Origin of the sequence: Clostridium sp., from assembly GCF_021372645.1 — a bacterium.
Taxonomy (GTDB): Bacteria; Bacillota; Clostridia; order Clostridiales; family Clostridiaceae; genus Clostridium.
Map to the genome: position 1 here is coordinate 70,861 of NZ_JAJFUC010000044.1, position 16,522 is coordinate 87,382.

Annotated in this window: 10 protein-coding genes; 9 read left to right on the forward strand and 1 reads right to left on the reverse strand. The window is 30.1% G+C overall.

Annotated elements, in window-relative coordinates; all coding sequences use genetic code 11:
* Window positions 1–180 precede the first annotated feature (180 nt).
* Together LLF98_RS07340 and LLF98_RS07345 are read left to right on the forward strand one after the other, a co-directional pair.
* On the forward strand, window positions 181–960 hold the full coding sequence (locus tag LLF98_RS07340; RefSeq protein WP_291702328.1) for a GGDEF domain-containing protein: 780 nt from the start codon (window positions 181–183) through the stop codon (window positions 958–960).
* Window positions 961–1,130: 170 nt separating this feature from the next.
* Window positions 1,131–1,784, forward strand: a complete 654-nt coding sequence (locus tag LLF98_RS07345) for a DedA family protein (RefSeq protein WP_291702349.1) — start codon at window positions 1,131–1,133, stop codon at window positions 1,782–1,784.
* Between the two features lie 158 nt (window positions 1,785–1,942).
* Here the strand turns inward: LLF98_RS07345 and LLF98_RS07350 are convergent, their stop codons facing one another.
* Window positions 1,943–3,256 carry an aspartate kinase gene (locus tag LLF98_RS07350; protein ID WP_291702329.1) on the reverse strand — a complete coding sequence of 438 codons (1,314 nt, stop codon included), beginning with the start codon at window positions 3,254–3,256 and terminating at the stop codon, window positions 1,943–1,945.
* 960 nt (window positions 3,257–4,216) lie between these two features.
* Here LLF98_RS07350 and glnA point away from each other — a divergent pair.
* From glnA to LLF98_RS07385, 7 genes are all read left to right on the forward strand, one after another.
* The gene (gene glnA / locus LLF98_RS07355) at window positions 4,217–5,548 is read left to right on the forward strand and encodes a type I glutamate--ammonia ligase (protein WP_291702331.1); all 1,332 of its coding nucleotides are present in this window, start codon (window positions 4,217–4,219) and stop codon (window positions 5,546–5,548) included.
* A 41-nt stretch (window positions 5,549–5,589) separates the two neighbouring features.
* Window positions 5,590–6,150, forward strand: a complete 561-nt coding sequence (locus LLF98_RS07360; protein WP_291702333.1) for an ANTAR domain-containing protein — start codon at window positions 5,590–5,592, stop codon at window positions 6,148–6,150.
* Window positions 6,151–6,356: 206 nt separating this feature from the next.
* Window positions 6,357–10,931, forward strand: coding sequence for a glutamate synthase large subunit (gltB, locus tag LLF98_RS07365; protein WP_291702335.1), 4,575 nt, complete (start codon window positions 6,357–6,359; stop codon window positions 10,929–10,931).
* A 14-nt stretch (window positions 10,932–10,945) separates the two neighbouring features.
* Complete coding sequence (locus LLF98_RS07370; RefSeq protein WP_291702337.1) at window positions 10,946–12,418, forward strand: glutamate synthase subunit beta; 1,473 nt, start codon at window positions 10,946–10,948, stop codon at window positions 12,416–12,418.
* Window positions 12,419–12,680: 262 nt separating this feature from the next.
* The gene (locus LLF98_RS07375) at window positions 12,681–13,598 is read left to right on the forward strand and encodes a CPBP family intramembrane glutamic endopeptidase (protein ID WP_291702339.1); all 918 of its coding nucleotides are present in this window, start codon (window positions 12,681–12,683) and stop codon (window positions 13,596–13,598) included.
* Window positions 13,599–13,742: 144 nt separating this feature from the next.
* Window positions 13,743–14,039, forward strand: a complete 297-nt coding sequence (locus tag LLF98_RS07380) for a hypothetical protein (RefSeq protein ID WP_291702341.1) — start codon at window positions 13,743–13,745, stop codon at window positions 14,037–14,039.
* Between the two features lie 621 nt (window positions 14,040–14,660).
* Window positions 14,661–16,522 (forward strand): glutamine synthetase III (locus tag LLF98_RS07385; RefSeq protein WP_291702343.1); only part of this gene is annotated, 1,862 nt, incomplete at its 3' end.

A 16,522-nucleotide genomic window follows, 5' to 3' on the forward strand; every position in this document is an offset into this window, starting at 1 on the left:
AAAAATGAAACTTTTTAAATTAACTCACAAAACTGATCTTAATTAGTGTATAATATATAGTAATTAAATTTTCATTATGTTATATGTGTATGAGTAGAATTAGTTTATAGAGTTTATGTTTTAATATTTTTTATTACTAGAGAGAATAATATGGTGCATTGAAAAAGGGGATAGTTTTTAATGATTGAGTTCAGAAAATTAATAGTATTTGTATTTGTATCAATACTTTTTATTTACATGGTATGGATTAATTTTAGTGTTTTAAAAAAATTTAATCATAGAAAGTACTTACCATTCTTAATGTTCATAGGATTAGGGCTGATTAATCTTGGTACATTTTTTGATGTGATATCAAATATAATAGATAGGAAATTCGCAAATTTGATTCCAATATGTTTTACAGCAGGAGCAATTATATTTGTAGTATATATAATACTGTGGAGCAATTATATGGTAGAGATTATGACAACTCTTAATGAATGTGCACATAATGATTCAATGACAGGATTATATAATAGAATGGGGTTTGAAAAGGTTTTCCAAAAAAAGATTGCTATTCAAGAATTTTTTTATATTATGGTTTTTGATTTGGATAAAACTAAGATAATTAATGATAATTTTGGACATCTAAAAGGTGACAAATATATAATTAATGCAGCTAGGATTATAAAAGATGAGATAGGTAAAAACGGATTCATAGGGAGAACTGGAGGCGATGAATTTGTTGCACTTGTGGAAAATATAACTGAAGAAGAAATAGAAGATATTAAATTTTTAATAAAAAATCGTGTTTCACATATTTTTCACAAACAAAATACACAAGTAAGTATAGGGTATTCAAGATATAAAAAAGATGGACAAACTTTTGAAGAACTTTTAAGTTTTGCAGATAAAAGAATGTATGAAGATAAGAGAAAAAGAAAAGAAATTCTTTTAAATAACAAGGAAATTATAATTTGATAATGGAACATTTAAGATTAGTCGTCGTATATTGCATTTTTTGACTCATTATTTTTTATATGTTCAATTTTAATGAAATCTTAATTTTACTTTATCAATTAATAATGTATAATAACCATATGTGATAAAATAAGTCAACATGATATTTTAACGTATGGGAGGAATTAATGATGGATACATTTGTTTATCTAATAGATATATTTTTACACCTTGATAAATATTTAGGAATGGTAATAAATAACTATGGATTTGAAACATATTTAATATTATTTGTTATAATATTTTTAGAAACAGGTTTAGTAGTAACACCATTTTTACCAGGAGATTCTCTAATATTTGCAGCAGCAGCATTGTCAGTGGAAGGAATGCTTAATATATATGCATTAATAGGAATTTTGATGGTTGCAGCAATTTTAGGTGATACAGTAAATTATGAAATAGGCAGATTTTTTGGAAATAAGCTTATTACAATTGGTAGAGGAAAACTTATAAAACAAGAACATCTTGATAAAACTAATGCATTTTATGAAAAGTATGGTGGAAAAACAATAATATTTGCAAGATTTATTCCAATAGTTCGTACATTAGCACCATTTGTAGCTGGAATAGGTAAAATGCAATATAAAAAGTTCATTTCGTTTAATGCAGTAGGTGGAATTCTATGGGTATTAGGAGTTTCAGCTTTAGGATATTTCTTTGGAAATATTCCAGTAGTTAAAGGGAATTTTGAGATTGTAATTATAGCGATAATAGTAATTTCAATTTTGCCAGTTGTTATTGAGTTTTTAAAAAGCAAAATGAAAAAATCTAATGAAGTAGTATAAAAATAATTCATATGCTTAAAACTAAAAAGCGAGGTGTAGTTATCTATCATAACTATGCCTCGCTTCATATATTAGAGTAGGAGAACGTGATATATTAATATTCTTAGTAACGGTCACAATAGAGTACCCTTTATTTCGGTAGTTTGTGAATTTATATTTTAGTTAAAAGCATTATAGATTGCAGCAATTCCTTTTTCAAAATTATCATTTTCTATACCAACTAAGATATTCATTTCACTAGAACCTTGATCAATCATTCTTATGTTAATTTCAGCATTTGAAAGAGCTATGAATATTTTAGCAGCAGTTCCTCTTTGCTTAGCCATTCCACGTCCAACAGTTGCAATCATAGCCATGTTTGGATGTATATCTATGCTATCAGGGTTACAAGTTCTTTTTATTTCATCTAATACTGCTTCTTTCTTATGCTTTAATTGAGAATCTGAAATAACTAGACATACTGTATCTATTCCAGAAGGCATATTTTCAAATGAAATATTATGTTGTTCAAGAATTGATAGTAGCTTTCTACAGAAACCAAGTTCTGAATTCATAGATGCCTTGGCAATTGAAATTACTGTAAAGTCCTTTTTGCCAGCAATACCAGTTATAGTAGTTGGCTTCGTAGAAATATCTGTATCTTTTACTATAAATGTACCTTCATCTTCAGGTTTATTTGTATTTTTAATGTTTATTGGAATACCAATTTCTCTTACTGGGAATATTGCATCTTCATGTAGTACTGAAGCACCCATGTAAGAAAGTTCTCTAAGTTCTGTATAAGTTATTTTACTTATTGGTTTTGGATTTTCAATTATTCTAGGATCTGCCATTAAGAAACCAGAAACATCTGTCCAATTTTCATAAAGATCAGCATTGATGCTTGCAGCAACTAAAGCTCCTGTAACATCAGAACCACCTCTTGAAAATGTGATTATATTACCTTCCTTATCTGCTCCGTAAAATCCAGGGATTACAGCTTTAGAAATTTTAGATAATTTAGAATTAAGTGCTGAATTTGTTGCTTTAGAGTCTAAAGAACCATCAGTAGTAAAAATCATAACATCCTTAGCATCAATAAATTCAAAACCTAAGTAGTTAGCAAGGATTAATCCGTTTAAGTATTCTCCTCTACTTGCAGCATAATCACTTGAAGCCCCTTCTTCAAGATTCTTTTTTATGATATCTAAATGCTCGCCAATATTGAAATCTAAGTTTAAATCTTTAACAATATCAAAGTATCTATCTTTTATATGATTAAAGACATCATCGAAAGCTATTCCTGCAGATACATGAGCATGACAAAGATATAATAAATCAGTTATCTTAGAATCTTTAGAATTTCTTTTACCGGGTGCTGAAGGCACTACATATCTTCTTTCAGAGTTAGAAAATATTATATCTTTAACTTTTTTAAATTGATTAGCATCTGCTAGCGAACTTCCACCAAATTTTGTTACAATTGTATTCATAATTATAGCCCCCATATTTATATGTATTTTATAAAGTGATTCTTAGCTTCAGGTGGAGTTTTCTTAATAGGAATGTAATTAATATTTCTCAACCAGAAGCTTAGAAGAACTTATCCAGGAACGTACAGCCGTTATCTCTAACTTAAGCAGATAAGTAAGAGTCCAAATTTGAAGTGAAAGTCCAAATTTTATATTTGGTTACGTGAACTTCCACAGCGAGTGAGAATGAGTCATGTTTCCTCTAATTTAGTTACTCAAATTTAGTTAACTCATGCATACTAGTTAACTTCCTCATAAAAATGATTTTGTATCATCTGACTTTAGGAAGAGGAGTTGTTACGGATGCTAGCTATCGGATAAATTTTATATATAAGATTGTAGCAATTTATCGAAGAATGTTCAAGATAATTATTTATCAATTGAAGTAATACAAGTTCCAATGATTTTTTAATGCACAGTTTATAATACACAATTAAAGAAAAAAATAAAGTATTAAATATCTAATAAGTCATATAATATAATTAAGATTGAAAATGAAAAAAATTTAACATTAGGAATGAAAAGTTTTCCTATAATGATTGGCATGATATATATTGATTTATATTATGAAAATATAAATTTATATATTTTGGCAACGGAGTCATGGGGAAATGTTTCTTATTGATTTCGTTTTTTCGTTATAAAATAACATTCTGCAGAATTTATTTTAATATATTAATTTTAGAACAAAAGTGCTTGGGATATTATTTCAAAAACTTTAAAATATAAAGAATATGTCATTCATTTCTTTAGATTTTAAAGTTTTTACAACAAAAATGTTTATTTTTTTAGAAAATGACTTGATTTGTTAGAAATAGTAGTATATAATTTCATTATTATATGAATTGAGCAAAGGCGTTCAATAGATGGTTATACCTATTTATTGAGCGCCTTTTTTAAAACAAAAAGGGGGAATGTAAAGTGGCAAAGTACACAAAGGAACATATTATTAACTTAGTCAAAGAAAATGGGGTTAAATTTATAAGACTTCAGTTTACAGATATGTTGGGATCCTTAAAAAATGTAGCAATAACAGACAAGCAATTAGAAAAAGCGCTAAACAATGAGTGTATGTTCGATGGATCATCTATTGAAGGGTTCGTTGAAATTGAAGAATCAGACATGAATTTAAGACCAAACTTAGACAGTTTTGTAATATTCCCATGGAGACCACAACAAGGTAAAGTTGCAAGATTGATTTGCGATGTTTATAGACCAGATGGAACACCATTTGATGGAGATCCAAGATATGTATTAAAGAAAGCTTTAGAAGAAGCTCAAGAACTTGGATATACTATGAATGTTGGACCAGAATGTGAATTCTTCTTATTTGAAACTGATGAAAATGGTAATGCAACAACTAAGACTCAAGATAAAGGTGGATATTTTGATTTAGCACCTACAGATTTAGGAGAAAATGCTAGACGTGATATGACTTTAGCTTTAGAAGACATGGGATTTGAAATTGAAGCTTCTCACCATGAAGTTGCAGAAGGTCAAAATGAAATTGACTTTAAGTACGATGATGCGTTAACTACAGCAGATAGAATTATGACATTTAAATTGGTTGTTAAATCTATTGCTCAAAGACATGGATTATTTGCATCATTTATGCCAAAACCAATCTTTGGTATCAATGGTTCGGGAATGCACGTTAATATGTCATTATTTAAAGATGGAAAAAATGCATTCGTTGATGAAAAAGATCCAAATGGATTAAGCCAAATAGCTTATAACTTCATTGCTGGATTATTAAAGAATATTAAAGGACTTGCAGCTGTAACTAATCCTTTAGTTAATTCATACAAGAGATTAGTACCAGGATATGAGGCACCAGTTTACTTAGCTTGGTCTTGTAAAAACAGAACTCCATTAATCAGAGTACCTGCGGCTCGTGGAGCTGGAACTAGAATAGAATTAAGATGTCCAGATCCAAGTTCTAACCCATACTTAGTATTAGCTTGCCTTTTACAAGCTGGATTAGAAGGTATTAAAGAAAATTTGCAACCACCAGCTCAAGTAGAAGCTAACATATTTAAAATGACTGACGAAGAAAGAGCAACTCAAGGAATTGATAATTTACCAAACAACTTATATGAAGCTGTTAATTTCATGAAAGAAAGCTCACTTGCCAAGAAAGCTTTAGGAGAGCATATATTTAATAATTATGTTGAAGTAAAAGCTGCTGAATGGGATAAGTACAGAATTGATGTTCATGACTGGGAAATAAATAACTATCTTAATAGATATTAATCTGGTATTGGTAATTACTCTTATTTAAGGTGGGGATTGCAATGACTCAAAATGGGAAAATTATTATAGCTTTAAGCAATATTGAGACAGCAAATAAATTAAAGAGTTTACTAGTGCAAGAGGGCTATGACATTATAGGATTATGTACTTCAGGAAATGAATTAATTAGATTAGTTAGGCAATATTCTCCAGACCTAGTCTTAGTTGGATATAAATTTAAGGATATGAGTTTGCTAGATGTTTATGAAACATTAGTAGATACAACTAGTTTTTTAGCTATTGTAAATGAACCTTATAGGTCATTTATAGAAGAGGATACTGATATATATTGTATTGGTACTAAAATTTCTAATGTACTCTTAACAAATGCTATTGATTTAATATTTCAAAGTAAAAAGAGAATTAAGAAATTAAGAGATCAGGTTGAAAAGTTAGAACATACGCTAGAGGATAGAAAGCTTATAGAAAAAGCTAAAGGTCAACTCATGTCAACTTCAGGACTAACAGAGAATGAAGCATTTAGATATATGCAAAAAATAAGTATGGATTCTGGAAAAAGAATGAAGGATATTGCTAGTTTAATATTGAGTGAATCAGAATAAATTGTAAAGTGAATATGCGAGTGATTATATTGAAAAAAATGATATTTTTACTCGTTATTTTGCTATAATAAATATACACATATGAAAAAAGCACGAAGTGCTGAAAAGAGTGCGAAGCATAATTAGGAACTTATTAAGTGCAACCAAGAACATGTAACATACAAAAATTACAAATGAATATATTATTATCTCAAGGGGGAATTTTAATGGAAAACAATATTCCGAATGCACAAGGGTTATATAATCCAAGTTTTGAACATGATGCTTGTGGAATTGGAACTATAGTAAACATTGATGGTGAAAAGTCTCATGAAATTTTATCAGACTGTTTAACTATATTAGAAAAATTAGAACACAGAGGCGGTACTGGTGCTGATGAAAATACTGGAGATGGAGCCGGTATATTATTTAATATACCTCATAAGTTCTTTGAAGAAGAACTTAAATCAAAAGGATTGACACTAGGATCTGAAGGTGATTATGCTGTTGCTATGGTATTCTTACCACAAGAAGAAAAGGCAAGAAAAGAAGCTATGAGCCTTTTTGAAGATATATCAAAAGAAGAAGGTCTTGAATTAATTGGGTGGAGGGAAGTTCAAACAAATCCTTCAATACTTGGAAAAGCATCTTTAGAAGCAATGCCTGCAATAATGCAAGCTTTTGTAAAGAAACCTAATGGCATAAAAACAGGAAAAGAATTTGAAAGAAAATTATATATTGTTAGAAGAAACATAGAAAAAAGAGCAGGATGGATAAGTAAATTCTTAAATGAAACTTTCTACATAGCATCTTTTTCATCAAAGACAATTGTATATAAAGGTATGCTTTTATCTACGCAATTGAGAGAGTTCTATAAAGACTTAGAAGATGAAAGAGTTGAAACATCTTTAGCATTAGTGCATTCAAGATATAGTACTAATACATTCCCAAGCTGGGAAAGAGCACATCCAAACAGATTAATGATTCACAATGGTGAAATCAATACACTACGTGGAAATGTAAATAAGGTTTATTCTAGAGAAACAAATGTAAAATCTAGAGTACTTGGAAAAGAATTAAACAGAGTGTTACCTATTATAAATAAAGAAGGATCAGACTCTGCAATTTTTGATAACAATTTAGAATTCTTATATATGAATGGTATGGACTTAACTAGAGCAGTTATGATGGCAATACCAGAACCATGGTATAAGAGTAAAACTATGAGTAAAGAAAAGAAAGCTTTTTATGAATATAATGCTACACTAATGGAACCATGGGATGGTCCAGCAGCTATCGTATTTACAGATGGTGAAAAAGTTGGTGCAGTTTTAGATAGAAATGGTTTAAGACCGTCAAGATATTATATAACTAAGGATAGAAGACTTATTCTTTCTTCAGAAGTTGGTGCATTAGATATACCAGCTGAAATTGTTGAAAAGAAAGATAGATTGATGCCAGGTAGAATGTTACTTGTAGATACAGTTAAGAAAGAAGTTATAGATGATGAAGAATTAAAAAATTCTTATGCAGCTGAAAATCCTTACGAAGAATGGTTAAAAGAAAATTTACTTACTTTAGATAAAATGAAAGATGGTAAGAAATTTAGAATTGAATATGATAAGGAAACTAGAAAGAGATTAGAAAAAACTTTTGGATATACTTATGAAGAAGTAAAGACAACTATGCTTCCAATGGCTGACAGTGCAGCAGAACCTCTTGCAGCAATGGGTGTAGATGTACCAGTAGCAGTATTATCTAAAGAAGCTCAACCATTATTTAATTATTTCAAGCAATTATTTGCGCAAGTAACTAATCCACCTATAGATGCGATTAGAGAAGAAATAGTTACAGCTTCTAATGTTTACATAGGGCCAGAAGGAAATATATTAGAAGATAAGCCTACAAATTGTGAATTACTTAAACTTGATTCACCAATAATAAATGATGAAGAGTTAGCGAAAATAAAAGCTCTTAACGGTGGAAACTTAAAATCAAAAGTTATAGATATCGTGTTTGATAAAGGTGGTTCTTTAGAAAATGCGTTAGATGAAATGTTTGAAAAAGCTCAAGATGCATATGAAAAAGGATATACTATATTAATATTATCTGATAGAAATGTATGTGAAGCTAAGGTTCCAATACCATCATTATTAGCAGTATCAGCACTTCATCAATATTTAGTTAAAAAGGGAACAAGAACATCAGTAGGGTTAATTCTAGAAAGTGGAGAACCAAGAGAAATTCATCATTTTGCTACTTTAATTGGATTTGGTGCATCAGCTGTAAATCCATACATGGCTTACGAAGCTTTAAGAGGATTAATAGAAGAAGGATTACTTAATGTAGAATATGACAAGGCTGTTTATAACTATAATAAAGCAGTACTTAAGGGAATAATTAAGATACTTTCTAAAATGGGTATTTCAACAATTCAATCTTACCAAGGAGCTCAAATATTTGAGGCTATCGGTATAGGAACAGAAGTAATTGATAAGTACTTTACTAATACTGTAAGCAGAATTGGTGGAATTGGGTTAAAAGAAATACAAAAAGAAGCAGAAATGAATCATACTAATGGATTTAGAGAAAAAACATATGCAGCTGACTTTACATTAGACTCACCAGGATATGAAAAACTTAGATCTGGTGATGAGCAAGAAAAGCATTTATATAATCCATTAACTATTCATAAACTTCAAGAAGCAACAAGAACAGGAAACTATGAATTATTTAAAGAATGTACTTCTTTAATAGATGACGAAAAGGCAGAAATAACTTTAAGAGGGTTATTAGAATTTAATTATAATTCTAAGGAAATCCCACTAGATGAAGTTGAACCAGTTACAGAGATAGTTAAGAGATTTAAAACAGGAGCTATGTCTTATGGATCAATTTCTAAGGAAGCTCATGAAGCACTTGCTATAGCAATGAATAGAATTGGTGGTAGATCTAATACTGGTGAAGGTGGAGAAGATTCTGAAAGATGGACTTTAGATGCAAATGGAGATTCTAGAAGATCTTCAATAAAGCAAATTGCATCTGGTAGATTTGGTGTAACTTCAGAGTATTTAGTTAATGCAGATGAACTTCAAATAAAATTAGCACAAGGGGCTAAACCAGGGGAAGGTGGACAATTACCTGGAACTAAGGTTTATCCATGGGTTGCTAAAACTAGACATTCAACTACAGGTGTTGGACTTATATCACCACCACCACATCATGACATTTATTCAATAGAAGATTTAGCTCAATTAATTTATGATTTGAAAAATGTAAATACTGGAGCTAGAATATCTGTTAAATTAGTTTCTGAATGTGGAGTTGGTACTGTTGCTGCTGGTGTTGCTAAAGGTGGAGCAGAAGTAATATTAATTTCAGGATATGATGGAGGAACAGGTGCATCACCTAAGAACTCTATTAAAAATGCAGGACTTCCTTGGGAATTAGGACTTGCAGAAGCACATCAAACTTTATTACTTAACGATTTAAGAGAAAGAGTTAGAGTAGAAGTTGATGGTAAGCTTATGAGCGGACGTGATGTAGCAATTGCAGCATTACTTGGAGCAGAAGAATTTGGATTCGCAACTGCACCACTTGTAGCACTTGGTTGTGTTATGATGAGAGTATGTAATTTAGATACTTGTCCTGTAGGTATTGCAACTCAAAATGAACAACTTAGAAAGAGATTTAAAGGAAAACCAGAATATGTTGTTAACTTTATGTACTTCATAGCTGAAGAACTTAGAGAAATCATGGCTAAGCTTGGCTTTAGAAAACTTGATGAAATGATTGGTAGAGTAGATAGACTTAAACAAAGAGAAAGTGCTTATGGCTGGAAAGCTAAGAGTATTGACTTAAGTTCTATACTTTATACTCCAGATAAATATAAAGGTAAAGTTGTTAAATTTGATGAAACTAAGAAGTATGACTTTAAGTTAAATAAAGTATTAGATGAAAAAGTATTCTTAGACAAATTTAAAAATGCTATAGAAAATAAGGAAAAGACAAATTTAGAAATTGACATAACTAATACGAATAGAACCCTTGGAACTATTCTTGGATCTGAAATAACTAAGGCAAATGGGTCAAAAGGATTACCAGAAGATACAATAAGCATTAAATGTAATGGAGCAGCTGGTCAAAGTTTTGGTTCATTTATTCCAAAGGGATTAACTTTTGAAGTTGAAGGAGATGCTAATGACTACTTAGGTAAGGGATTATCAGGTGGTAAAATTGTAGTATATCCTCCAAAGAAATCAACATTTGTAGCTGAAGATAACATCTTAATTGGAAATGTTGCTTTATATGGTGCAACTTCAGGTAAAGTATTTATAAATGGTATTGCAGGAGAAAGATTCTGTGTTAGAAATTCAGGTGCAACTGCTGTTGTTGAAGGAGTAGGAGCTCATGGGTTAGAATATATGACTGGTGGTAAAGTTGTTGTTTTAGGTAAAACAGGAATTAACTTTGCAGCAGGTATGAGTGGCGGAATTGCTTACATTTATGAAGAAGATCCAAACTTCAGAATAAATTTAAATGAAGAAATGATATTGTTAGAAGAGTTAAACTTAGAGGATGAAGAAGAATTAAAGAACTTAATTGAAGAACATGTAAAAGTTACAGGCTCTCCTAAAGGAAATAAAATATTATATAACTTTGAAACAGAAAAATCTAAATTCCATAAAATAATTCCAAAAGATTATAAGAGAGTAATAGAAACTGTTGAAAAGTATAAGAATCTTGGATGTGATGAGGACGAAGCATTAATTAAAACTTTCCAAGAAATTAAAGGAAATTAGGGGGTTAAACTGACATGGGTAAACCAACGGGATTTTTAGAGTATGATAGAGAAATAGGTAAAAATAGAGAACCTAAAGAAAGATTAAAAGATTATAAAGAGTTTCATGAAAGACTTTCTTTAGAAAAGCAGTGCATTCAAGGTGCAAGATGTATGGATTGTGGTGTTCCATTTTGTCAATCAGGAGTATTATTTTCAGGTATGGTATCAGGATGTCCACTTCACAATCTGATTCCTGAATGGAATGATTTAGTGTATAGAGGAAAATGGGAATTAGCTTATGAAAGATTAAATAAGACTAACCCTTTCCCTGAATTTACAGGAAGAGTATGCCCAGCTCCTTGTGAAGCTGGATGTACAGCAGGATTAAATGGTCCTTCAGTTGCTATAAAGGAAAATGAAAGAGCTATAATTGATACTGCTTTTGAAAATAAAACAGTTAAAGCAAATCCTCCACTTAAGAGAACTGGAAAAACAGTTGCAGTAATAGGATCAGGTCCAGCAGGACTTGCAGCAGCAGATACATTAAACAAATGTGGTCACAAAGTTACTGTATTCGAAAGAAGCGACAGACCAGGTGGATTATTAATGTATGGAATTCCTAACATGAAGCTTGATAAAGAACTTATCTTAAGAAGAGTACATCTTATGGCAGAAGAAGGAATTAGATTTGTAAATAATGCAAATGTTGGTGACAACTATGACGCAAAGCAAATCTTAGATGAATATGATGCAGTAGTTCTTGCAACAGGAGCATCTGAGCCTAGAGATCTTCAAGCAGAAGGAAGATCAGATGTTAAAGGAGTTCACTTTGCAGTAGACTTCTTAAAAGCTAATACTAAGAGTCTTTTAGATTCAAACCTTGCTGATGGTAATTATATTTCTGCAAAAGATAAAAATGTAATTGTTATTGGTGGTGGAGATACAGGAACAGACTGTGTTGGAACTTCACTTAGACATGGATGTAAATCATTAGTTCAATTCGAAATAATGGGAGAACCAGTTAAGGAAAGAGCTGAAAATAATCCATGGCCAGAATGGCCTAAAGTTCTTAAGGTTGATTATGGCCAAGAAGAATTTATAGACCTTTATGGTAAAGATCCAAGAGAATATTTAACTACAGTTACAGCTCTTCATGCAGATAAAGATGGAAATCTTGAAAGTGTTGATACTGTAAAAGTTGAATGGAAAAAGGATGATAGCGGAAGATTCGGACCAGCACCAGTTAAGGGATCAGAAAAGAATTGGAAAGCTGAACTCGTATTACTTGCAATGGGATTCACAGGCTCACAAAGCTACATTAAAGATGCTTTTGGAGTAGAATTAGATGCAAGAACTAATATAAAAGCAGAAGAAACAGATTTCAGAACTAATATTCCTAAAGTATTTTCAACAGGTGATGCTAGACGTGGTCAATCATTAGTTGTAACTGCAATAAGTGAAGGAATACATGCAGGAATAGCTGTTAATGAATTTTTAAGAAAATAAAAATATACACATTAGAAAAGAGCAGCTATGCTGCATATAAAATCATTTCATAAAAAGTAATACCTTTAGGTTTATACCTAGAGGTATTATTTTTCATTAAATTTATTTTTAAGGTAAATTTAAATATATTTTATTCTATAATTAGAAAAATGAAATTATAATAATTAAGAGAACTATAAAATATTTGAATATAGTTTAAAACTATGTTTATATTGAAGAGAAGTCAAAAGTTATAAAATTAAATAATAGATGGGAGAAAATAATGAAAGTTTTAAAAAATGATATTAATCAAATAAGATCTGGGTGGAAAATAGGAATTCTTTTTTTATCATTTATTATTACAACATTGATTGTTTCATTCATTTTTACTATGGTATATAGTTGGATTATTGTAACTAAGAATCCAGAAATTTTATCTGATCCTAAATATGTGAATCATATACGGGACCAATTTTCAGGAATGAGCAATTTTCCAGCAGTATGTTTAGAGTTGATTCAATGTATATGTCTAATTTTTTTTGTAATTCTATTTTGGAAAATGTGGGACAGAAGAAAAATTAAAGATATTGGATTTACCAATATAAAAAGCAGTTGGAAAGATTTATGTATTGGGTTATTAATTGGAGCATTATCTTTTACAATAGTAGCAATTATATTGTTGTCAACAAAGTCTGTGGAATTAGTAAATAGTTTTAGTCAACCGAATTTTTCTAAGGCATTAATTTTACAATTAGTTATTTTTATTTTTGTTGGAATTAATGAAGAACTTTTCAGTCGCGGATATTGTATGACAATTTTAAAACAAACGAAAAAATCATGGGCTCCTATTGTAGTTTCATCAATAATTTTTGCACTAATGCATTCTATGAATGCTGGTATAAGCTTGATAGCATATATTAATTTATTTTTATTTGGAATATCCATGGGATATTTGTTTATAAAAACTAAAAATATATGGATGTGCATAGGTTATCATATAACATGGAATTACTTTCAAGGCGATGTTTTTGGCTTTTTAGTGAGTGGAAATGTTACAGATTCTATATATACTATAAAAACCTTGAGTCCTAATATAATTAACGGAGGTAGCTTTGGGCCAGAAGGTGGACTAGTAGTTACAATATTACTTGTAATCACAATTCTAATAATATATAAATTTTTGCCTAGCAGAGAAGCATAAAGAAGATTTAAGTTCATTATGTCTATAAAAGTTACACATTGTAAATTTTATAGTCTTAAGGTATAATTGTAACTAAATTAGGCGTCGTAGGACATTATTTTCATTAAGATGTCTAAAAACTATGTAATGCAGAGGTTGATTATAATGAATGGAAATATTACAAGGTATATATATATTATTGGAACAATTTGCATAGTATTTTTATTGGGATCAATATTGATTCGTATTCTTCCGTGGCTTTTATTATTTGGAGTAATAACATATATCATTATGAAAATTGTAGAATTTGCAAAAGGAAAGAAACAACAAAAGAATTTAAACAATTTTGATTTTAATAATAGAAGTGATAATGAAGATAGCTATAAAGAGTCAAATGATAATTATACTAATGGAGAAGTTATTGATGTTGAATATGAGGATATAGATACTAAAGAAGACTAATACTTAATTTATATATAAAAATTTAATTTTATGGACTGAGTTTTTTGATGCCTAAGAAAGTATAGAATTTTTAGTGACCGAATGCGGACATAATTCACTTAATGTAAATATTTAATCATTGAATAATTGATATTTATATAATAAAATAAGTTGAGATTTATGGTTTTAAGCAATATTCACCTAATCAAAATCCATTATACGTAATAAAATACCATTCCTATTATTCAAATGGAAAAATTTATTTTTTACTAGGTTATCCTAAAAAATCGAGTTCAGTATTGAACAATCTTTAACAATATAGTATAATATAACATATATAGTATGTAAGACTATGGTAGTCTTAGCAGTAAATGTCCTAGTAATAACCAGTTTAGAATATTAATTAAATGAAATTTTTAGCAATGGAGCTAGAGAATATTAAAATATTCTTTAGCTTTTTATTTTTTTGCATGCATTTTATTCCAAATGTGTATTTAAAAGGAAGTCATCTACTGTCTTATTCTATATTTTTTTGTTGACAATTTAATATTTATAATCTAAAATTTTTATTAAATTATTAAATATTTTAATTAGTTAATAACAATTCAAATAATGTTGTATATCTGAAAGGAGATTTTATTAATGAACAAAATCAACGAAATTTTTGCTTCAAATGTATTTAACGATGCCGTAATGAAAGAACGTCTTCCAAAGGCTACTTATAAAGCATTAAAAAAGACAATTGAACAAGGAACTACACTTGAATTAGAGGTTGCTGACGTTGTTGCAGCTGCAATGAAGGATTGGGCTGTTGAAAAAGGCGCTACTCACTTTACTCATTGGTTCCAACCAATGACTGGAATTACTGCTGAAAAGCATGATTCTTTCATAAATCCAACTTCTGATGGAAATGTTATATTAGAATTTTCAGGTAAAGAATTAATTAAAGGTGAACCAGATGCATCTTCATTCCCTAATGGTGGATTAAGAGCTACTTTTGAAGCTAGAGGATATACTGCATGGGATTGTACTTCTCCAGCATTTATTAAAGATGATTCTTTATGCATACCTACTGCGTTCTGTTCTTATAACGGAGAAGCTTTAGATAAGAAAACTCCATTATTACGTTCAATGGAAGCTATATCTACTCAAGCTCTACGTGTTTTAAGAGCATTAGGTAATACTACTACACAAAAAGTTATCACAACTGTAGGACCTGAACAAGAATACTTCTTAATTGACAAGGCAATGTATGATGCTCGTAAAGACCTTATCTTAACTGGAAGAACATTATTCGGAGCAAAACCTTCAAAAGGTCAAGAACTTGAAGATCATTACTTCGGAACATTAAAACAAAGAATTTCTGATTTCATGAAAGAGTTAGATGAAGAACTTTGGAAGCTTGGAATATTAGCTAAAACTAAGCATAATGAAGTTGCTCCTGCTCAACATGAGTTAGCTCCTATATTTAGCACAACAAATATATCAACTGATCATAACCAACTTACAATGGAAATCATGAAAAAAGTTGCTGCAAAGCATGACTTATATTGCTTACTTCATGAAAAACCATTTGCTGGAGTAAACGGATCAGGTAAGCATAACAACTGGTCAATGGGTACTGATGACGGAATGAACCTTCTTGAACCAGGAAATTCTCCACACGAAAATCAACAATTCCTTTTATTCCTTTGTGCTGTAGTAAAAGCTGTTGATGAATATCCAGATTTATTAAGAGTATCAGCTGCTAATGCTGGAAATGACCATCGTTTAGGTGCTAATGAAGCTCCTCCAGCTATAATCTCTATATTCTTAGGAGATCAATTAGAAGATGTATTAGAACAAATAGAAAAAGGTCCGGCTACAAGCTCTAAAGCTGCAAGTGAATTAACTATTGGTGTAAATACATTACCAGCTCTTCCAAAAGATGCAACTGATAGAAACAGAACTTCTCCATTTGCATTCACTGGAAACAAATTTGAGTTTAGAATGGTTCCATCTTCAGCTTCAATTGCTGGTTGTAATTTTGTTTTAAATACAATAGTTGCTGAAACTTTATCTGAAATTGCAGATAAACTTGAAAAAGCTACTGATTTAAATGCTGAAATTCAAGCAATTTTAACAGACATCGTTAAGAACCATAAGAAAATTATATTCAATGGTAACGGATATTCAGATGAATGGGTTGTTGAAGCTGAAAGAAGAGGACTTCCAAATATTAAGTCTACTGTAGAAGCTGCTAAAGCTATGATTAATCCAAAGAATCAAGCAGTATTAGAAAAGCATGGAGTATTAACTAAAGTAGAAGCAGAATCTCGTTATGAAATTACTCTTGAAAACTACAATAAGATTATAAATATTGAAGCCTTAACAACACTTGAAATGGCAAAACGTCAAATTTTACCTGCAGTAATTCAATTTGCTACAAGTGTTGCTGAATCAATAAACACTATTAAAGCTACTGGAGTAAATGCAGATATATCAGTTCAAACTGAATTATTAAC

Coding starts and splice junctions, on each gene's coding strand:
- LLF98_RS07340 (WP_291702328.1), top strand. CDS start 181: ATGATTGAGTTCAGAAAATTAATAGTATTTGTATTTGTATCAATACTT.
- LLF98_RS07345 (WP_291702349.1), top strand. CDS start 1,131: ATGGATACATTTGTTTATCTAATAGATATATTTTTACACCTTGATAAA.
- LLF98_RS07350 (WP_291702329.1), bottom strand. CDS start 3,256: ATGAATACAATTGTAACAAAATTTGGTGGAAGTTCGCTAGCAGATGCT.
- LLF98_RS07360 (WP_291702333.1), top strand. CDS start 5,590: ATGACTCAAAATGGGAAAATTATTATAGCTTTAAGCAATATTGAGACA.
- gltB (WP_291702335.1), top strand. CDS start 6,357: ATGGAAAACAATATTCCGAATGCACAAGGGTTATATAATCCAAGTTTT.
- LLF98_RS07370 (WP_291702337.1), top strand. CDS start 10,946: ATGGGTAAACCAACGGGATTTTTAGAGTATGATAGAGAAATAGGTAAA.
- LLF98_RS07375 (WP_291702339.1), top strand. CDS start 12,681: ATGAAAGTTTTAAAAAATGATATTAATCAAATAAGATCTGGGTGGAAA.
- LLF98_RS07380 (WP_291702341.1), top strand. CDS start 13,743: ATGAATGGAAATATTACAAGGTATATATATATTATTGGAACAATTTGC.